At 68.5% G+C, this 18,182-nt stretch carries 18 protein-coding genes; 17 read left to right on the plus strand and 1 reads right to left on the minus strand.

Annotated elements, in window-relative coordinates; translation table 11 throughout:
- Positions 1-59: 59 nt before the first annotated feature.
- The gene (locus WKR98_RS20990) at positions 60-2,336 is read right to left on the minus strand and encodes an LPS-assembly protein LptD (RefSeq protein ID WP_124690719.1); all 2,277 of its coding nucleotides are present in this window, start codon (positions 2,334-2,336) and stop codon (positions 60-62) included.
- A 167-nt stretch (positions 2,337-2,503) separates the two neighbouring features.
- On the opposite strand from WKR98_RS20990, the gene WKR98_RS20995 reads away from it, so the two are divergent.
- The 17 genes from WKR98_RS20995 (at position 2,504) to WKR98_RS21075 (ending at position 18,181) form a co-directional block, all read left to right on the plus strand.
- Positions 2,504-3,583 carry an aminoglycoside phosphotransferase family protein gene (locus WKR98_RS20995; RefSeq protein ID WP_341434593.1) on the plus strand — a complete coding sequence of 360 codons (1,080 nt, stop codon included), beginning with the start codon at positions 2,504-2,506 and terminating at the stop codon, positions 3,581-3,583.
- Complete coding sequence (murU, locus tag WKR98_RS21000) at positions 3,583-4,260, plus strand: N-acetylmuramate alpha-1-phosphate uridylyltransferase MurU (protein ID WP_341434594.1); 678 nt, start codon at positions 3,583-3,585, stop codon at positions 4,258-4,260. Before WKR98_RS20995 ends, murU begins: the two co-directional genes overlap by 1 nt.
- 33 nt (positions 4,261-4,293) lie before the next feature.
- The gene (locus WKR98_RS21005) at positions 4,294-5,643 is read left to right on the plus strand and encodes an aminopeptidase P N-terminal domain-containing protein (RefSeq protein ID WP_124690722.1); all 1,350 of its coding nucleotides are present in this window, start codon (positions 4,294-4,296) and stop codon (positions 5,641-5,643) included.
- Positions 5,644-5,650: 7 nt separating this feature from the next.
- A complete protein-coding gene (locus tag WKR98_RS21010) occupies positions 5,651-6,829 on the plus strand; it encodes a UbiH/UbiF/VisC/COQ6 family ubiquinone biosynthesis hydroxylase (RefSeq protein ID WP_341434595.1) in 1,179 nt (392 codons plus the stop codon).
- 101 nt (positions 6,830-6,930) lie between these two features.
- The gene (gene dusB / locus WKR98_RS21015) at positions 6,931-7,932 is read left to right on the plus strand and encodes a tRNA dihydrouridine synthase DusB (protein ID WP_124690724.1); all 1,002 of its coding nucleotides are present in this window, start codon (positions 6,931-6,933) and stop codon (positions 7,930-7,932) included.
- A 24-nt stretch (positions 7,933-7,956) separates the two neighbouring features.
- Entirely contained in the window at positions 7,957-8,193 is a 237-nt protein-coding gene (locus WKR98_RS21020; protein ID WP_124690725.1) for a helix-turn-helix domain-containing protein, read from the plus strand.
- A gap of 61 nt (positions 8,194-8,254) precedes the next feature.
- A complete protein-coding gene (gene purH / locus WKR98_RS21025) occupies positions 8,255-9,841 on the plus strand; it encodes a bifunctional phosphoribosylaminoimidazolecarboxamide formyltransferase/IMP cyclohydrolase (RefSeq protein WP_341434596.1) in 1,587 nt (528 codons plus the stop codon).
- 182 nt (positions 9,842-10,023) lie between these two features.
- Positions 10,024-10,572, plus strand: coding sequence for a crossover junction endodeoxyribonuclease RuvC (gene ruvC, locus WKR98_RS21030; RefSeq protein ID WP_124690727.1), 549 nt, complete (start codon positions 10,024-10,026; stop codon positions 10,570-10,572).
- Between the two features lie 30 nt (positions 10,573-10,602).
- Complete coding sequence (gene ruvA, locus WKR98_RS21035; RefSeq protein WP_341434597.1) at positions 10,603-11,178, plus strand: Holliday junction branch migration protein RuvA; 576 nt, start codon at positions 10,603-10,605, stop codon at positions 11,176-11,178.
- Positions 11,179-11,197: 19 nt separating this feature from the next.
- A complete protein-coding gene (locus WKR98_RS21040; RefSeq protein ID WP_341434598.1) occupies positions 11,198-11,845 on the plus strand; it encodes a glutathione S-transferase family protein in 648 nt (215 codons plus the stop codon).
- A gap of 70 nt (positions 11,846-11,915) precedes the next feature.
- The gene (gene ruvB, locus WKR98_RS21045) at positions 11,916-12,986 is read left to right on the plus strand and encodes a Holliday junction branch migration DNA helicase RuvB (protein WP_124690730.1); all 1,071 of its coding nucleotides are present in this window, start codon (positions 11,916-11,918) and stop codon (positions 12,984-12,986) included.
- A 559-nt stretch (positions 12,987-13,545) separates the two neighbouring features.
- Positions 13,546-13,983: a tol-pal system-associated acyl-CoA thioesterase gene (gene ybgC / locus WKR98_RS21050; RefSeq protein WP_238160152.1), complete on the plus strand. Its 438-nt coding sequence runs from the start codon at positions 13,546-13,548 to the stop codon at positions 13,981-13,983.
- A gap of 51 nt (positions 13,984-14,034) precedes the next feature.
- Positions 14,035-14,712, plus strand: coding sequence for a protein TolQ (tolQ, locus tag WKR98_RS21055; protein WP_124690732.1), 678 nt, complete (start codon positions 14,035-14,037; stop codon positions 14,710-14,712).
- Positions 14,712-15,158 (plus strand): protein TolR, encoded by a 447-nt coding sequence (gene tolR / locus WKR98_RS21060; protein WP_124690733.1) that lies wholly within the window; start codon positions 14,712-14,714, stop codon positions 15,156-15,158. Before tolQ ends, tolR begins: the two co-directional genes overlap by 1 nt.
- 6 nt (positions 15,159-15,164) lie before the next feature.
- The gene (gene tolA, locus WKR98_RS21065) at positions 15,165-16,127 is read left to right on the plus strand and encodes a cell envelope integrity protein TolA (RefSeq protein ID WP_341434599.1); all 963 of its coding nucleotides are present in this window, start codon (positions 15,165-15,167) and stop codon (positions 16,125-16,127) included.
- Entirely contained in the window at positions 16,127-17,488 is a 1,362-nt protein-coding gene (gene tolB / locus WKR98_RS21070) for a Tol-Pal system beta propeller repeat protein TolB (RefSeq protein WP_124690735.1), read from the plus strand. Before tolA ends, tolB begins: the two co-directional genes overlap by 1 nt.
- Before the next feature lie 156 nt (positions 17,489-17,644).
- A complete protein-coding gene (locus WKR98_RS21075) occupies positions 17,645-18,181 on the plus strand; it encodes an OmpA family protein (RefSeq protein WP_124690736.1) in 537 nt (178 codons plus the stop codon).
- Position 18,182 lies beyond the last annotated feature (1 nt).

The following is an 18,182-nucleotide window of genomic DNA, read 5'->3' on the forward strand; positions in this document are numbered from 1 at the left end:
GCAGCAAAGGGCGACACCGTGGGCCGCTTTCGTCATTCTGGGCAATACCTTGGAAACCATCATTCGTACCTTTCGAACACCGTCCCTTTCTCAGGCGGCGGGTTGATTACCTGATAACCCGGGATGCTCCGGCGCAGCGTCGTCATCGGGCTCGCCCCGATGCCGCCGAATCCGGTCAGCTCGAGCTGGAAGAACATCGCGGTCGTGGCGTTGTCCTTGGCCACCGCGTAGCGCTGGCCGACCAGGCGGAAAGCCCAGCAGCACCCGCCGTTGTATTCGATCCCGGCCACCGCCTCGGCGATCCGGTTCTCGAGCAGCGAATAGTTGATGCGCCCGATGCCGAACCAGCGGGGGGCCAGCGGCCACTGGAAGGCGATGTCGATCAACTCCTGCCCCGGCACGCTGACCATCTCCCGCTTGTAGCGGTAGGCCAGCGATACCGTGCTGAGACGCTGCGGGCTCCAGCGCGCGCCGATCGTGGACCGGGTCACGCGCTCGATCTTGGGATTGTATTGCACCGTCGTCTCGCCGCTGAGCGTGGACGTCAGCGCGCCGTAGACCGACACCAGGAAGTCGGAACGGCCGTCGGAACTGGGCTCCTCGCCCGGCAGGGTGACCCGCTGGTCGCTGAAGTACAGCCGCTGGGCACCCATGATGCGCGCGCGCTCCACGCCGGTCTTGGGGTCGAGCCAGCGCGTGGTCAGCGCCGCGGTCAGCTGGTTGGCCTCGGCGATCCGGTCCCAGCCCGAATACAGATTCTCGGAGAATATCTGCGCGAAATTGAAGTCCGCCAGCGCCGTATCGTAGATGGGCAGGTTCGACTGGTTGCGGTACGGCACGCGCAGGTAGTAGAGGCGCGGCTCCAGGGTCTGGCGCGCCTCCCTGCCGAGCAGCGTGCTGTCGCGCTCGAAGATCAGGCCGGTGTCCAGCGACATGATGGGCACGGTACGGTTGGCGGTGTAGGACGCCGCCCCCTGGTAGGAGTCCGTGTTGTAGCGAGTGGAATGGATGCCGATCTTGGGGATGAAGAACCCGCCCGGCCGGATGATGGGATACGACACCGACGGATAGGCATAGGCGCGCGACCCGTTCACCAGCGTATTGCTGCGAAAGCGCGTGGCATCCGCGTCCATCCGCACGTCGAAGCCGTTCCAGTCGTAGCGCTGGCCGGTCAGGTGCAGTTGCGGCTCGCGGCCGTACGGCGGCACGATGGGCGCCAGCGGATCCTGCAGCGTCTGGTAGCTGATCACGCGGCCGTAGGCTTCCCAGTACCCCTGCTGCCAGTTCAGCGAGAACGAACGTTCCAGCGTCGCGGTCGAGGCCAGGCCCGTGCCCAGCACGGACAGGTCGCGGAAGTACGCGTCGTCGGACGCCTTGGACACGTTCCAGTTGAAGCCCAGGTTGGGCGTCAACTGCTGCCGGTGCTGCGAACTGAACAGATAGCGGTCGCGCTGCGCGACCCGGTCGTCGGGCAGGTAGCTCAGCCGCGTCACCCCGCTGAACGAAGGCTCCAGGTAGCGGAACTCGCCCGACAGTTGCAGCCCGCGGCGGGTCATGAACTTGGGCGTCAGCGTGGCATCGCGGTTGGGCGCGATGTTGAAGTAGTACGGAATCGAGAATTCCGGACCGCTCTTGCTGGTCAGGCCGAACGTGGGCGACAGGAAGCCCGACTTGCGCTCGTTGTTCAGCGGAAAGGAAATGATGGGCGAGGCCAGGATGGGGAAATCCTTGAAATAGAGCACCCCGCCATAGCCCACCCCGGTACCGGCGTCATAGTCGAAGTCGGCCCGCCGGGCGCGAAGCTCCCAGTCAGGCGTCTCGCACGCGCACCCCGTATAGCGCACCCGGTCGGCGCGCACCCGGTTCTGTCCCAGCATGCGGATGCGCTCGGCCGAACCGCTGCCGCCGTTGAGTCCGAAAAAGAACCGGGCGTTGTCGATCTCGCCCGTGCCGCTGCTCATGTTGAGCTTGAGTCTCGGCCCCGTCAGCAGATTCCCCTCGCGGAACAGCCGCACGTTGCCCAGCGCTTCCAGTTCGTCCTCGACCTTGTCGTACTCGATGGTGTCGCCCTTCAGGATGGTGTCCTGGCGCCGCACCTGCGCGCTGCCCTCCAGCCGGAGCTTGTCCTGGTCCTCGGCCGTGAGCGTATCGGCCTGCATGAACACCGGCAACTGGTCGGGATCGTAGGTGTGCTGGCGCAGGCCCGGCGACAGGCGCAGGCCAGGGCCGGATACCGGCCCGGCGCCGGCCTGGGATTCGGACGGACCGTCTTGCGCATAGGCCAGCGGCGCTACCGCAAATGCTGCAAACAGGCTGAACCACCGGATCAATCGCACGGGCCTCGAGGAATGAAAAAACGGAAAGTCGAAGAATACGCGAGCCGACGGCCGCGCGCGGTAAAAAAAGATAGCGGCCCGCGGCTTTTGGCGGGGGGCGCCGGGCCCCGCCGAAAAGGGGGCCGGGTTCGTTCCGGGAACCGATATCGGTCGGTATTATAGGAGGCATGAACGCCATTTCCGATCCAGCCGCCGGCCAGGCCGGCGCCGACCCCAGGCGGGCCCAGGTCGCCGCCTGGCTGTCCAGCCTTCCCCAGCAGCTCCAGCTCGACCCTTCCACCCTCCAGCCGGCCTCCAGCGACGCCAGCTTCCGGCGGTATTTCCGGGTCGCCATGGGCCCGAGCACCGCGGTCGTGATGGACGCCCCGCCCGACAAGGAGGACTGCCGTCCCTTCCTCCACGTGGCGGGCCTGCTGCACGACGCCGGCGTGCACGTGCCGCGGGTGCTGGCGCAGGACCTGGGCCAGGGCTTCCTGCTGCTGTCGGACCTGGGGCGCAGCACCTACGTCGACTACCTGCGGGGCACGCCCACCCCGCACGATACGCACCGCATCTACATGGACGCGCTGGCGGCGCTGGTGAAGTTGCAACAAAGCGCAACCACCGACCTGGTGCGCTATGACAAGGCCCGCCTGGCGACGGAGCTCGAGCTGTTTCCGGACTGGTACGCCGCGCGCTACCGCGGCCAGCCCCTGGCCGCGGCCGACCGGGCCGCGCTCGACGCCGTGTTCGAAACGCTGATCGACGCCAATATGGCCCAGCCCTTCGTCCTGGTGCACCGCGACTACCACTCGCCCAACCTGATGCTGACCGACCTGCCGGCGGGCGGACCGGACTACGGCCCCAATCCCGGCGTCATCGACTTCCAGGACGCGGTGGTGGGCCCCATCACCTACGACCTGGCCTCGGTCCTGACCGATGCCCGTACCACCTGGGACGAACCGCAACAGCTCGACTGGGGCATCCGCTACTGGGAAATGGCGCGCAAGGCCGGCCTGCCGGTGGCGCCCGACTTCGCCGATTTCCATCGCGCCTACGAATGGATGGGGCTGCAGCGCAACCTGCGCATCCTGGGCGTCTTCGCCCGCCTGGCCCACCGCGACGGCAAGCTCGCCTACCTGGACCACATGCCCCGCGTCAATACCTACGTCCGGCAGGTGGCCAGCCGCTACCTGGCTTTCAAGCCGCTGATGAAGCTGCTGGACAAGCTTGACGGCCAGACGTCCGCCACCGGATACACCTTCTGATGCGCGCCATGATCCTGGCGGCCGGTCGCGGCGAACGCATGCGGCCGCTGACCGACACCGTGCCCAAGCCGCTGCTGCCGGCGGGCGGCAAGCCGCTGATCGTCTGGCACATCGAGCGGCTGGCGCGGGCGGGAGTGCGCGACATCGTCGTCAACCATGCCTGGCTGGGCGCGCGCATCGAGCAAGCGCTGGGCGACGGCTCGCGCTGGGACGTGCGCCTGCGCTACTCGGCCGAGGCCACCGCGCTGGAGACGGCCGGCGGCATCCGCCAGGCCCTGCCCCTGCTGGGCAGCGACCCCTTCCTGGTGATCAACGGCGACATCTGGACCGACTGGGATCCCTCCCTGGCCCGCGCCGCGGCCGACGACCTGCCGCGGCACGGCCGCCTGGCCTGGCTGGTGCTGGTCGACAATCCCGTCCACCATCCCACGGGCGACTTCCGCCTGACGCCCGCCGGCCTGGTCCGGGACGGCGAACCTCGGCTGACCTTCGCCGGCATCGGCGTCTACCAGCCGGCATTGTTCGCCAGCCTGCCTGCGGGCGAGCCGGCCAGGCTGGCGCCCCTGCTGCGCGCCGCCATGGGCCGCGACCAGGTCGCCGGCATGCATCACTGCGGCCGCTGGACCGACGTGGGCACGCCGCAGCGCCTGGCCGAGCTCGACGCCAGCCTACAATAAACCCTGGTCATTCCCGCGCACGGATCCATCGCCATGAGCATTCCCGCCCCGGACCTCGCCCCCTTCGCCGCGCGCCGCCGGCGCGTGCTGGACACCATGCATGCCCGCGGCGGCGGCATCGCGATCCTGCCTACCTCGCGCGAACTCGTCCGCAACCGCGACGCCGAGTTCCCGTTCCGCTTCGACAGCGACTTCTTCTACCTGACCGGCTTTCCCGAGCCCGAGGCCTGGCTGGTCCTGATCGCCGGCACGGAAGACCGCAGCATCCTGTTCTGCCGCAGCAAGAACCTGGAACGCGAGATCTGGGACGGCTACCGCATCGGTCCCGACGCGGCCGCCGAGCAGTTCGGCTTCGACCGCGCACTGCCGGTCGAGGCGCTGGCCGACGAACTGCCCAAGCTGATCGCCGACCAGCCGGCGCTGTTCGTGCCCATGGGCAGCGACCGCCTGTTCGACACCCACCTGCGCGGCTGGCTGGACCGGGTGCGCGCCATGGGCCGCTCCGGCGCCACCGCGCCCGCCAGCAGCTACGACCTGCGCGCCATCCTGGCGGAAATGCGCCTGGTCAAGGACGCCTTCGAGATCGAGACCATGCGCCGCGCGGGCGCCATCTCGGCGGGCGCCCACGTGCGCGCCATGCGGGCGTCGCGGCCGGGCCTGCACGAATACGAGATCGAAGCCGAGCTGCTGCACGAATTCCGCCGCCACGGCTCGCAGGCCGTGGCCTACAACTCCATTGTCGCCACCGGCCACAACGCCTGCGTGCTGCACTATCGCGCCGGGGATGCCGAACTGAAGGACGGCGACCTGCTGCTGATCGACGCCGGCTGCGAACTGGACGGCTACGCCTCGGACATCACCCGCACCTTTCCGGTCAACGGCCGCTTCAGCGGTCCGCAGCGCGCGCTGTACGACCTGGTGCAGGAAGCGCAGAACGCCGCCGCCGCCCTGACCCGCCCCGGCGCGCGCTGGAACGAGGGCCACGACGCCGCGGTCCGCGTGCTGGCGCAGGGCATGATCGACGAAGGCCTGCTGACGGGCACGCTGGACGGCGTGCTGGAGTCCCAGCAGTACGCCCGCTTCTACATGCACCGCACCGGCCACTGGCTGGGCATGGACGTGCACGACGTCGGCGACTACCGCGAGCCGGGCACCGCGCCGGCCGCGGACGAACCCCGCCCGTGGCGCGAACTGCGGCCGGGCATGGTGCTCACCATCGAGCCCGGCATCTACGTCCGCCCGGCCGCCGACGTGCCCGAGCGGTTCTGGGACATCGGCATCCGCATCGAGGACGACGCCGTCGTGACCGAGTCCGGCTGCGACCTGATCACCCGCGGCGTGCCCGTTGCCGCCGACGAGATCGAAGCCCTGATGCGGGGCTGACGCGGGCATGCACGCGGACATCACCATCCTGGGCGGCGGCCCCGTCGGGGCCACGCTGGCGCTGCTCCTGGCCCGCGCCGCCGCCCGGCCCGAACGCATCGTGCTGTGCCGCCCCCGGCGCCCCGCCGTCGCCTCCGCCAGCGCGGCGACCGATCCGCGCTCGATGGCGCTCAACCATGGCAGCCGGGTGCTGCTGGCGTCGCTGGACGCCTGGCCGGACGGCGGCGCCGACATCCTGCACGTCCATGTCTCGCAGAAGGGCCGCCTGGGCCGCACCCATATCTCGCACAGCGACTTCGGCGTGCCGGCGCTGGGCACGGTCGTACCCTATCCGGCCATCGTCGAAGCCCTGGACGCCGCGCTGGCGCTTTCGGGCATCACCGTTCGCGCAGGCGAGCCCGCCGCCCTCCTGCGCCAGGAAGGCGACGCCGCCGTGATCGGCCAGGAAGGCCAGGAATGGGCCACCCGGGCCTGCGTCCACGCCGAAGGCGGCACCTTCGACCACCAGGCCCGCAACGACCTGCACCGCGACTACGGCCAGCATGCGGTCCTGGCCATCGTCCGCGCCAGCCGTCCGCGTCCGGGCTGGGCCTGGGAACGTTTCACCACCGAGGGCCCGCTGGCCCTGCTCCCCTACCCCGCCGGGCCGGCCCACGACGCCGGCCGCTACGCCCTGGTCTGGTGCTGCCGCCCCGGCCATGCCGAGCGCCTGGCGGCCCTGGACGACGGCGCCTTCGCCGAGGCCCTGGGACAGACATTCGGCACCCGGCTGGGCAGCTTCGCCGCCGCCGGTCCGCGCCACCGCTACCCGCTGGGCATCAACCTGCGCCGTCACGTGGTCGACGGCAACGCCGTCGCCATCGGCAACGCCGCCCAGACCCTGCACCCGGTGGCCGGCCAGGGCATGAACCTCGGCCTGCGCGACGCCGCTCGGCTGGCCGAAAGCCTCGCCCCCCTGCTGCGCGATCCGTCCGCCGGCGCCGCGCCGTTGCTGGCGGCCTACGCCCGCGCCCGCGGGGCCGACCGCTGGCTGACCAGCGGCCTGACCGATTTCATGCCGCGCATCTTCACGACCGGCCTGGCCCCCGTCGAACATGCCTGCGGCCTGGCCCTGCTGGGCCTGGACGTATCGCGCACGCTGCGCGGACCGCTGGCGCGACAATTGATGGAGGGGCTGCGGGCCTGATCGCCGCGGCGCCCCGACAGCGGTACAATCCCCGCCTTCCTCGGACATTTTTGCCTCACGCGCCGCATCCCCGATGAACAGGGCTGACGGCGCATTCAGTCATGCGCATCGGCCCCTACGACCTTCCGAACAACGTTTTCGTCGCTCCCATGGCAGGCGTGACGGATCGTCCGTTCCGCCAGCTGTGCAAGCGGCTGGGCGCCGGCCATGCCGTGTCCGAGATGGCCGCCAGCAATCCGCGGCTGTGGAACAGCGTCAAGACCTCGCGCCGCCTGGACCATGAAGGCGAAAGCGATCCCATCGCCGTGCAGATCGCCGGCAGCGACCCCGAAATGATGGCGCAGGCCGCCGTCTTCAACGTCGGCAAGGGCGCCCGCATCATCGACATCAACATGGGCTGTCCGGCCAAGAAGGTCTGCAACGTGGCCGCCGGCTCGGCCCTGCTGCGCGACGAGGACCTGGTCGCCCGCATCCTGGAGGCCGTCGTGCGCGCCTGCGAGCCGCTGGGCGTGCCCGTCACGCTCAAGACCCGCACCGGCTGGCGCCGGGCCGACCGCAACGTGCTGCGGGTCGCGCAGCGCGCGCAGGACATCGGCATCGCGGCCCTGGCCCTGCACGGCCGCACCCGCGAGGACCTCTACATGGGCGAGGCGGAATACGAGACCATCGCCGCGGTCAAGGCCGAGCTCGCCATTCCCGTCATCGCCAACGGCGACATCGACTCGCCCGAAAAGGCGCGGCGCGTGCTGGATGCAACCGGCGCCGACGCCGTCATGATCGGCCGGGCGGCCCAGGGCCGGCCCTGGCTGTTCCGGGAAATCGACCATTACCTGCGCACCGGAACCCGCCTGCCCGCTCCCACGCAGGCGGAAATGCGCGAACTGCTGCTGCAGCACCTCGACGACCACTACCGTTTCTACGGCGAATACACGGGCGTGCGGACCGCGCGCAAGCATATCGGCTGGTATCTGGGCTCGCTGCCGGGAGGGCCGCAGTTCTGTGCGCAGCTGAATTTGATAGAAAACACGCGCGACCAATGGCAGGCGGTGGCCGACTGGTTCGATCACCCGATCGACACGCCAGCCTCGCGGCTGGCCGCCTAGACCGCGCATCAAGGAAACAACCCAATGAAAGAACATACGCTTGAAGAGTGCGTACGCCACACCCTGGACCGCTACTTCAAGGATCTCGAAGGCGAGACGACCAGCGGCATCTGGGACATGGTGCTGACGGCCGTCGAGCGCCCCATGCTGGAGGTCGTGCTGGAGAAGGCCGACCGCAACCAATCGCGCGCCGCCGAGATGCTGGGCATCAACCGCAATACCCTGCGCAAGAAGCTCGACCACTATCAGATCAAGCTCTGACCCGGCCCCTTTATCCCCATTGTCCCGTGCCGGCCCTGGCACGCCATTCTGCCCCACACCCATGAAAATCGAACGCGCGCTTCTTTCCGTTTCCGACAAATCCGGCATCGTCGACTTCGCCAGGGCCTTGCACGACCGCGGCGTGCAACTGCTGTCCACCGGCGGCACGGCCAAGCTGCTGGCCCAGGCCGGCCTGCCCGTGCAGGAAGTCTCCGACTACACCGGCTTTCCCGAGATGATGGACGGCCGCGTCAAGACGCTGCATCCGAAGATCCACGGCGGCCTGCTGGCCCGCCGCGACGCCCAGGCGCACCTGGACGCCATCGCCGGCCACGGCATCGGCCGCATCGACCTGCTGGTGGTGAACCTCTATCCCTTCCGCGAGACCGTCGCCAAGCCCGACTGCACCTTCGCCGACGCCGTCGAGAACATCGACATCGGCGGGCCGGCCATGCTGCGCGCCGCGGCCAAGAACCACGGCACCGAAGCCGGCGGCGTCACGGTCGTCATCGATCCGGCCGACTACGCCCAGGTGTTGAAGGAAATGGATGCCACCGGCGCCACGTCCTACGCCCTGCGCCTGAACCTGGCCAAGAAGGTGTTCGCCCATACCGCCTCGTACGACGGCGCGATCGCCAACTACCTGACCAGCCTGACCGACGCGCCGGCCCAGGAGGCCGTGCCGGCGCGCGAGGCCTATCCCGAGATCCTGAGCTTCCAGGCCGCCAAGAGCCAGGCCATGCGCTACGGCGAGAACCCGCACCAGTCCGCGGCCTTCTATCGCGACACCGCGCCGGCCGCCGGCCTGCTGGCCAACTACCGCCAGTTGCAGGGCAAGGAGCTTTCCTACAACAACATCGCCGACGCCGATGCCGCCTGGGAATGCGTGCGCACCTTCGACGCGCCGGCCTGCGTCATCGTCAAGCACGCCAACCCGTGCGGCGTGGCGGTGTCGACCGACGCGCTCCACGCCTACCAGCAGGCGTTCAAGACCGATCCCACGTCCGCCTTCGGCGGCATCATCGCCTTCAACCGCCCCGTGGACGCTGCCACCGCGCAGGCGGTCAGCAAGCAGTTCGTCGAAGTGCTGCTGGCCCCCGCCTACGAGGCCGGCGCGCTGGAGATCTTCGCCGCCAAGCAGAACGTGCGCCTGCTCGAAATCCCGATGGGCGACGGCGTGAACGCCTTCGACGTCAAGCGCGTGGGCGGCGGCTGGCTGGTGCAGCAGCCCGATTCGTTCAACGTCGCGCGCGACCAGCTCAAGGTCGTCACCAAGGTCGCGCCCACCGAGGCCCAGATGGACGACCTGCTGTTCGCCTGGAAGGTGGCCAAGTTCGTCAAGTCCAACGCCATCGTGTTCGTGGGCGGCGGCATGACGCTGGGCGTGGGCGCCGGCCAGATGAGCCGCGTCGACTCCGCCCGCATCGCCTCGATCAAGGCCGAGAACGCCGGCCTGTCGCTCAAGGGTTCGGCCGTGGCCTCCGATGCCTTCTTCCCGTTCCGCGACGGCCTGGACGTGGTCGTGGACGCGGGCGCGAGCTGCGTCATCCAGCCCGGCGGCAGCATGCGGGACGCGGAGGTCATCGCGGCGGCCGACGAACGCGGCATCGCGATGGTGCTCACGGGCACCCGCCACTTCCGCCACTAGAGATGGCCCCCCCCTACGCGCTGACGCGCGCCCGGCATGGTGAGCCCCCAGCCGCTACGCGACAGCCCCCCGAGGGGGCCGGGACCCGCCTTGGGGCGGCCCGGCGCCGGGTCCCGGGGGCGGCGCTGGCGGACCGGCGGAGCCGGATCCTCGGCGCCCTGGATCCGGGGTAGGCTGACGTTATGCGTATTCTTGGGGTGGATCCGGGGTTGCGGCGTACGGGGTTCGGCGTGATCGAATCGGAGGGGCCGCGGCTGCGCTATGTCGCCAGCGGGACCATCGTGGTGCCCGCCGACGACGACCTGTCGGCGCGGCTCAAGATCATCCTGGACAACCTGCGGCAGGTCGTGCGCGACACCGCGCCCGATTTCGCCGCCGTCGAGAAGGTCTTCGTCAACACCAACCCCGCCTCGACGCTGCTGCTGGGCCAGGCGCGCGGCGCGGCGCTGTGCGCGCTGGCCGACACCGGACTGCTGGTGCACGAATACACTGCGCTGCAGATCAAGAAATCGGTGGTCGGCACCGGACGCGCCGCCAAGACCCAGGTGCAGTCCATGGTGCAACATTTGCTGGCGCTGGACGGCGCCCCCGCGGCCGATGCCGCCGACGCGCTGGCCTGCGCCATCTGCCATGCGCACGTCTCGCCCATGGCCGACCGCCTGCGCGAACACGGCAGCCATCCCGCCTTCGCCCGCCGCGGTACCCGGCTGCGGGCCGGAAGATTAGTATGACGCGCGAAGACAAGTCGCCAAGGTGAATTCATGATCGGACGCCTGACCGGAACGCTGGTCGAGAAACAACCGCCCACCGTCTGCCTGGACGTGAACGGCGTGGGCTATGAACTGGACGTGCCGATGAGCACGCTGTATTCCCTGCCCGAACTCGGGGCCCGGGTGACGCTGCTCACCCACCTGGCCATACGCGAGGATGCCCACGTGCTGTACGGTTTCGGCACCGCGGCCGAACGCGTCACCTTCCGCGAACTCATCAAGGTCAGCGGCGTGGGCGCCAAGATCGCGCTGGCCGTGCTGTCGGGCATGACGGTAGCCGAGCTGTCGCAGGCCGTCACCCTGCAGGAGGCCGGCCGCCTGACCCGCGTGCCGGGCATAGGCAAGAAGACGGCCGAACGGCTGCTGCTGGAACTCAAGGGCAAGCTGGGCGCCGACCTGGGGGCCGCGGCCGGCCACGTGGTGGTCGACGGCCAGACCGACATTCTCAACGCGCTCGTGGCGCTGGGCTATTCCGAACGCGAGGCCGTGGCCTCGGTGAAGAACCTGCCGGCCGGCGTGGGCGTCTCGGAAGGCATCAAGCAGGCGCTCAAGGCGCTGGCCCGCTAGGCGCGCCGACGGAGGCCGCATGCTCAGGATCTGGGGACGGCGCAACTCGTTCAATGTGCAGAAGGTGCTCTGGTTCGCGAACGAACTGGGGCTGGCCTACGAACACATCCCCGCCGGCGGCGAGCATGGCCTGATCGACACGCCGGAATTCCGCGCGCTGAACCCCCACGGCAGGGTGCCGGTCATCGACGACGACGGCGCCGTGGTCTGGGAATCCCACACCATTCTGCGCTACCTGGCGGCCCGCCATGGCGCACCGGACTTCTGGCCGGCCGACCCGGCCGCCCGCTCGCAGGCCGAACGCTGGATGGACTGGGCCCACACCTCGCTGCAACCCGCCTTCCTGACCGGCGTGTTCTGGGGCTACTACCGGACGCCCGAGCCCTTGCGCGACCCCGACCGGATCCGCGCCCGCGTCGAGGAATGCGCCGGCTATTTCCGCCTGCTGGATGCGCGGCTGGCGAACCAGCCCTTTCTGGGCGGCGCGCAACTGACCCTGGCCGACATTCCCGCCGGCACGGCGCTGTACCGCTATTTCGGCCTGGACATCGCCCGGCCCGACGTGCCCCACGTCAGGGCCTGGTACCAGCGGCTGCAGCAGCGCGCGCCCTATCGCGAGCACGTCATGGTGCCCTTCGGCGAACTGTACGGACGGCTGGACTACTAAGCCGGCGGCGGCGCCCGCAGCCCGGCGCGGAACGGGCTAACATACCCGCAGTTCAAGGCAGAATACCCCCATGGCGATCCAGCCCGACAAGCTTTCCATCCGAGACGACGCCCCCGACATGCGGGTGATCTCTCCACGCGCCTCGTCCCCCAACGAAGAGGCCATCGAACGCGCGCTGCGCCCCAAGGCGCTCGACGAATACGTCGGCCAGCGCCGCATCCGCGAACAGCTCGAGATCTTCATCGCCGCCGCGCGCAAGCGCCAGGAATCGCTGGACCACGTCCTGCTGTTCGGCCCGCCGGGCCTGGGCAAGACCACGCTGGCCCACATCGTCGCGCGCGAGATGGGCGTCCAGCTGCGCCAGACCTCCGGACCGGTGCTGGAGCGGCCGGGCGATCTCGCGGCCCTGCTGACCAATCTCGAACGCAACGACGTCCTCTTCATCGACGAGATCCACCGCCTGTCCCCGGTGGTCGAGGAAATCCTGTACCCCGCGCTGGAAGACTTCCAGATCGACATCCTGATCGGCGAAGGCCCCGCCGCCCGCAGCGTCAAGCTCGACCTGCAGCCCTTCACGCTGGTCGGCGCCACCACCCGCGCGGGCATGCTGACCAACCCGCTGCGCGACCGCTTCGGCATCATCGCGCGCCTGGAGTTCTACACCGCCGACGAGCTGTCCTCCATCGTGACCCGCAGCGCCGGCCTGCTCAACGCCGCCATCGCCGAGGACGGCGCCCGCGAGATCGCGCGCCGTTCGCGCGGCACGCCCCGCATCGCCAACCGGCTGCTGCGGCGGGTGCGCGACTACGCCGAGGTCAAGGCCGGCGGCCGCATCACCGGCGAAGTCGCCCACGCCGCCCTGTCCATGCTGGACGTCGACCCGGCCGGCCTGGACATCATGGACCGCAAGCTGCTGGAAGCCATCGTCTACAAGTTCGACGGCGGCCCCGTGGGGCTGGACAGCCTGTCCGCCGCCATCGGCGAGGAACGCGACACCATCGAGGACGTGATCGAGCCCTACCTGATCCAGCACGGCTACGTCCAACGCACCCCGCGCGGCCGCATCGCCACCCAGGGCACGTACCGCCACCTGGGCCTGACCCCGCCCACGCAAACCGGCGGCGATCTGTTTTCCAGTTGATACGGAAATGATCGAGGCAGACCCAGGATGCGGCGGATCCGGCGGTCCACCCGCATCGCCCCCGGGACCCGGCGCCGGGCCGCCCCAAGGCGGGTCCCGGCCCCCTTGGGGGGCTGCCGCGTAGCGGCTGGGGGCTCACCATACTGGGCGCGCGTAAGCGCGTAGGGGGGTACAAAAACAAAACCCGTGCTGGGCATCCCCCAGGTCACGGGTTCGACTGTGCAGGGCACAGTTGACATCAAGTCGGACGAGATCATGAACGGCGTCGATGACGCGGCCATGACAGCTCGGTGCAGAATCGCCCGGCCTATAAAAGAAGGGTGGAAGCGTCGATAACCCGGACGGCGCCACCCACGCACCCGAAGCCGCACAGGCTTGCAATCAACGCTTCCTGGCGTCTGACGGCCCTGGCGCGCTAAAGTTTCCCGCTTTACAAGCCGTCACATTTGGCACAATGCCCGCATGGTGGCCGGATGCCCCGGACCGGCGGGTTGTTTACAATTTCGCCCCAGGGGCTTCATCGGCCTCAGCTCGCCAGACTCGTCCAAGGTTCCGCCTCGTGCTCCAACCCGCCAGTGAAGATTTCCGGTTTCCGATCCGGGTCTACTACGAAGATACCGACGCCGGCGGCGTGGTCTACTACGCCAACTACCTCAAGTTCTTCGAACGCGCCCGCACCGAGTGGCTGCGCGCGCTGGGCGTCGAACAGCGGGCGCTGGCGGACCTGACCGGCTGCATCTTCGTCGTGCGCGGCATCGACACCCAGTATCGGCGGCCAGCCGCCCTGGACGACAGCCTGACGATACGCAGCCAGGTCTCCCGCCTGGGCAAGGCCTCCATCGATTTCCTGCAGTTTTGCGAACGTGGCGATGAACTGCTCGCGACCGGCAAGGTCCAGGTAGGATGCGTCGATCGCGCGACGCTGCGGCCGCGCGCGCTGCCGCCCGATCTCGTCCGGGCGCTCGCGCCGCTCGCGGCGGAACCCGCAACCGATTAACCCCGACATCAACCCTTCAGGCATCCTCTTTCGCCCCCCAAAGGACTCTGCATGAACGTCAACCAGGATATGTCCATCCTGTCCCTGATCACCCAGGCAAGCTTTACCGTCCAGTGCGTGATGGCCATCCTTGCCATCGTGTCGCTGATGTCCTGGACCTACATCTTCCGCAAGCACTTCGCCATCAAGCGCGCCAAGCAGCAGACCGAGCGCTTCGAGGCCGACTTCTGGTCCGGCGGCGACCTGAACATGCTGCACCAGGCGGTCACCACGCGGCGCGGCGAACAAGGCGCGCTGGCGCGCATCTTCGAGGCCGGCATGGCCGAATTCGTCAAGGGCCGCCAGAGCAAGCTGAGCGACGTCAACACGCTGCTGGACGGCTCCCGCCGCGCGATGCGGGCCGCCTACCAGCGCGAGATGGACTCGCTCGAATCCCACCTCGCCTTCCTGGCCTCCACCGGCTCCGTCAGCCCCTACGTCGGCCTGTTCGGCACGGTCTGGGGCATCATGCACGCCTTCCGCGGCCTGGCCAACGTCGAACAGGCCACGCTGGCCAGCGTCGCGCCCGGCATCGCCGAAGCGCTGGTGGCCACGGCCATCGGCCTGTTCGCCGCCATTCCCGCGGTGGTCGCCTACAACCGGTTCTCGCACGACATCGACCGGCTGTCCATCCGCTTCGACAGCTTCATCGACGAGTTCCTGAACATCCTGCAACGACAGGTGCGCTGATGCCCTCGAACCGCTCCAGCAACCGCGGCGGCCGAGGTGGGCGCCGCTCCATGAACGAGATCAACGTCGTCCCGTACATCGACGTCATGCTGGTGCTGCTGGTGATCTTCATGGTTACCGCGCCCATGATGTCGCCGGGCCTGATCGACCTGCCCACGGTGGGCAAGGCCTCGCAGGTACCGGTCAAGCCGCTCGAGATCATCCTGGCCGCCGACGGCAATGTCACCATCCGCGACCGCGAGCGCGGCGACAGCACGCCGCATGCCGTCCCGCGCAACGACCTCGCCCGCCTCGCGCGCGAACGCCAGTCCGAACATCCCGACCAGCCCGTCGTCATCTCCGCCGACCGCAAGGCGCAATACGAGTCCGTGCTGAAAGTCATGGACGACCTGCAGCGCCAGGGCGTCAAGCGGGTCGGCCTGCTGGTCAAGCAACAAGGCTCCTGATTGCCCATGGCGCCCAACGACCGATCCAACCGACCTCTCCGACGACCGCCGGAACCCGGCAAGTGGAAATCCTTCGGCCTGGCGGTGCTGATGCACGTGCTGCTGGCCGCCGCCCTGATCTTCAGCCTGGACTGGAACCGGCGCTCGCCGGGGCCGGTCCAGGCCGAACTGTGGACGGCGCTGCCCGCGCCCAACCAGCCCGAGCCGCCCACCCCCACGCCCGAACCGCAACCCGAGCCTGTCAAGCCGCCCCCGCCACCGCCTCCGCCGCCTGAACCCAAGGTGACGCAGGAGAAGCCCGACATCGCCATCGAGCAGGAAAAGAAGCGCCGCGAGGCTGAACGGCGCGAAGCCGAAGAGCGCGAGGCCGAGCGCAAGCGCGAACTGCAGAGGCTGGAAGAAAAGAAGCAGGCCGACAAGCGCGCGCAAGAAAAGAAGGAAGCCGAACAGCGCGAAGCCGACAAGAAAAAGGCCGACCAATTGGCCGCCGACAAGGCCGCCGCCGAGAAGAAAGCCGCGGCCGACAAGGCTGCCGCCGACAAGAAGGCCGCTGCCGACAAGAAGGCCCAGGCCGAGCGCGACCGCAAGCTGCGCGAAGCCTTCCGCAACGACACCGCGCGCGCGGCCGGCCTGGAAGGCGGCCGCGAGGGCGGCACCGCCAACCGCAACCAGGCGGGCGGCGGCGGGGGCGACCCCGGCTATGCGGATCTGGTGCGCGCTTGCATCAAACCCGGAGTCATTTATAGTGCAAGTGGCAGTTCCTCCGGCGGGAACCCCACAGCCGTGTTCCGGGTCCAGTTGCTACCCACCGGGGACCAGGCGGGCGCGCCGCGCCTCGTCCGCTCCTCCGGCGTCCCGGCTTTCGATCGCGCGGTCGAGACCGGTATCCGGCGTTGCGACCCCTTCCCGCGGCCGTCTTCCGGCCGGTACGAGTCCAACATAGAAGTTCAATATCGGATGTTCGACTGATGACATTTGCAAATCCCGCTTTCCCCCCCTCGTCCGCCCTGTCCGGCAGCGCTCGCCTGCGTGACCTCGGCAGCCGGCTAGGACGGCGGCTCCTGCAATGCGCCGCGGCGCTGGCCGCGACGGCCTTCGCCCTGGGCGCCGCCCCGGCCCGCGCCCAGCTCACCGTCCAGATCTCGGGCGCCGGCGCCAACCAGTATCCGGTGGCCATCGCCAACTTCGAGTCGGCCGATCCGCAGGGCAAGGCGATCGCGGAAATCATCCGCGCCGACCTGAACCGCACCGGCCTGTTCCGCATCATCGATGCCGGCGACACCCCGCTGTCGGACTCGGCCGTCATCGGCTTTGCCGCCTGGAAGACCCGCGGCGCCGACGCGCTGGCCGTGGGCAGCGTGCAACGCACCAGCGATGGCCGCTACGACGTTCGCTATCGCCTGGTCGACACGGTCAAGCAGGCCCAGATCGACGGCGTGGCCTTCGCCTCGGGCGCCAATGAAATGCGTCGCACCGCGCACCAGATCGCCGACCGCATCTACGAGAAGCTGACCGGTGATCGTGGCATTTTCGCAACACGCATCGCCTACGTGCTCAAGCGCGACAACATCTACGAATTGCAGATCGCCGACGCCGACGGCCAGAACGCCCAGACGGCCCTGCGCTCGCGCGAGCCCATCATCTCGCCCTCCTGGTCGCCCGACGGCACCCGCCTGGCCTATGTAAGCTTCGAATCGCGCAAGCCTGTTGTGTATGTGCACACTATCACCACGGGCCAACGGATACCGGTTGCCAATTTCAAGGGCAATAACAGCGCCCCGGCGTGGGCGCCCGATGGCAACCGCCTGGCGGTCGTTTTGACCCGCGACGGCCTGTCCCAGCTGTACATGCTGAACGCCGACGGCTCGGGCCTGCGCCGGCTGACCCAGTCTCCCGGCATCGATACGGAACCTACTTTCACGCCCGATGGCCGTGGCATTCTGTTCACCAGCGACCGTGGCGGCAGCCCGCAGATCTACCGGCTGAACGTGGACAACAATCAAGTCGAGCGCGTCACGTTCAAAGGGACTTACAATATTTCTCCCCAGTTGTCGCCTGATGGCAAAACCTTGCTGTACGTCACCCGCCGCGCCGGCTTCCAGATAGCTTCCCTAGACCTCGCCACCGGTAATGAGCTCGTCCTCACCAACGGCGGCCGGGACGAATCCCCCAGCTTTGCCCCCAACGGAAAGATGATTCTTTATGCAACATCGCAGTCCGGCCGCGGTGTGCTGGCTGCGGTTTCGAGCGACGGTCGCGTTACCCAGACTCTGTCGGTGCTCAACGGTGACGTACGCGAACCCACCTGGGGGCCTTTCCTGAACAATTGATTACCTGAAAAGGGCCCCGCTGTCGCGGCGCCGCATCGTTGTCACGTCTTGCAACCTTGCGCGCCGTGGGGCTCATGTGACACTTTAGGATCACGTTTCGGTCTGGTCATCGTCTTTTCCAACCCACTATCGTCCCTCGGAACCCAAGGAAAAATCATGTCTACTCGTGCATTCAAAATGTTCGTCGTGGCGAGCGTTGTCGCGGTAGTCTCGGCTTGCAGCAGCCCCGTCAAGCTCGATGAGAGCAGCAACGTCCCGGTCGAAGACCGCTCCGGCCAGAACACCGGCGCCAACCCCAACGGCGTCGCCCGCGTCGACACCACCCAGCAGGGCCTGGATCCGCTGAACGATCCCAAGGGCGTGCTGGCCCAGCGTTCGGTGTACTTCGACTTCGACAGCTACGTGGTCAAGGACCAGTACCGTCCCATCGTCGAAAACCACTCGCGCTTCCTGAACAACAACCGCAACCGCAAGGTCGTGATCGAAGGCAACACCGACGACGTCGGCAGCAGCGAATACAACCTGGCCCTGGGCCAGCGCCGTTCCGAAGCCGTGCGCCGCATGATGGTGCTGCTGGGCGTGCGCGACGACCAGGTCGAAGCCATCAGCTTCGGCAAGGAAAAGCTCAAGTCCACCGGCACGGATGAAGCCTCGCGCGCCGAGAACCGCCGCGCCGACATCGCCTACCGCTAAG

Source organism: Pigmentiphaga sp. YJ18 (genome assembly GCF_038066655.1).
Classification (GTDB): domain Bacteria; phylum Pseudomonadota; class Gammaproteobacteria; order Burkholderiales; family Burkholderiaceae_B; genus Pigmentiphaga.

Bases quoted from the DNA above. Each gene is read 5' to 3' on its own strand.
- WKR98_RS20995 (WP_341434593.1), top strand. From the start codon at position 2,504: ATGAACGCCATTTCCGATCCAGCCGCCGGCCAGGCCGGCGCCGACCCC.
- murU (WP_341434594.1), top strand. From the start codon at position 3,583: ATGCGCGCCATGATCCTGGCGGCCGGTCGCGGCGAACGCATGCGGCCG.
- WKR98_RS21005 (WP_124690722.1), top strand. From the start codon at position 4,294: ATGAGCATTCCCGCCCCGGACCTCGCCCCCTTCGCCGCGCGCCGCCGG.
- WKR98_RS21010 (WP_341434595.1), top strand. From the start codon at position 5,651: ATGCACGCGGACATCACCATCCTGGGCGGCGGCCCCGTCGGGGCCACG.
- dusB (WP_124690724.1), top strand. From the start codon at position 6,931: ATGCGCATCGGCCCCTACGACCTTCCGAACAACGTTTTCGTCGCTCCC.
- WKR98_RS21020 (WP_124690725.1), top strand. From the start codon at position 7,957: ATGAAAGAACATACGCTTGAAGAGTGCGTACGCCACACCCTGGACCGC.
- purH (WP_341434596.1), top strand. From the start codon at position 8,255: ATGAAAATCGAACGCGCGCTTCTTTCCGTTTCCGACAAATCCGGCATC.
- ruvC (WP_124690727.1), top strand. From the start codon at position 10,024: ATGCGTATTCTTGGGGTGGATCCGGGGTTGCGGCGTACGGGGTTCGGC.
- ruvA (WP_341434597.1), top strand. From the start codon at position 10,603: ATGATCGGACGCCTGACCGGAACGCTGGTCGAGAAACAACCGCCCACC.
- WKR98_RS21040 (WP_341434598.1), top strand. From the start codon at position 11,198: ATGCTCAGGATCTGGGGACGGCGCAACTCGTTCAATGTGCAGAAGGTG.
- ruvB (WP_124690730.1), top strand. From the start codon at position 11,916: ATGGCGATCCAGCCCGACAAGCTTTCCATCCGAGACGACGCCCCCGAC.
- tolQ (WP_124690732.1), top strand. From the start codon at position 14,035: ATGAACGTCAACCAGGATATGTCCATCCTGTCCCTGATCACCCAGGCA.
- tolR (WP_124690733.1), top strand. From the start codon at position 14,712: ATGCCCTCGAACCGCTCCAGCAACCGCGGCGGCCGAGGTGGGCGCCGC.
- tolA (WP_341434599.1), top strand. From the start codon at position 15,165: ATGGCGCCCAACGACCGATCCAACCGACCTCTCCGACGACCGCCGGAA.
- tolB (WP_124690735.1), top strand. From the start codon at position 16,127: ATGACATTTGCAAATCCCGCTTTCCCCCCCTCGTCCGCCCTGTCCGGC.
- WKR98_RS21075 (WP_124690736.1), top strand. From the start codon at position 17,645: ATGTCTACTCGTGCATTCAAAATGTTCGTCGTGGCGAGCGTTGTCGCG.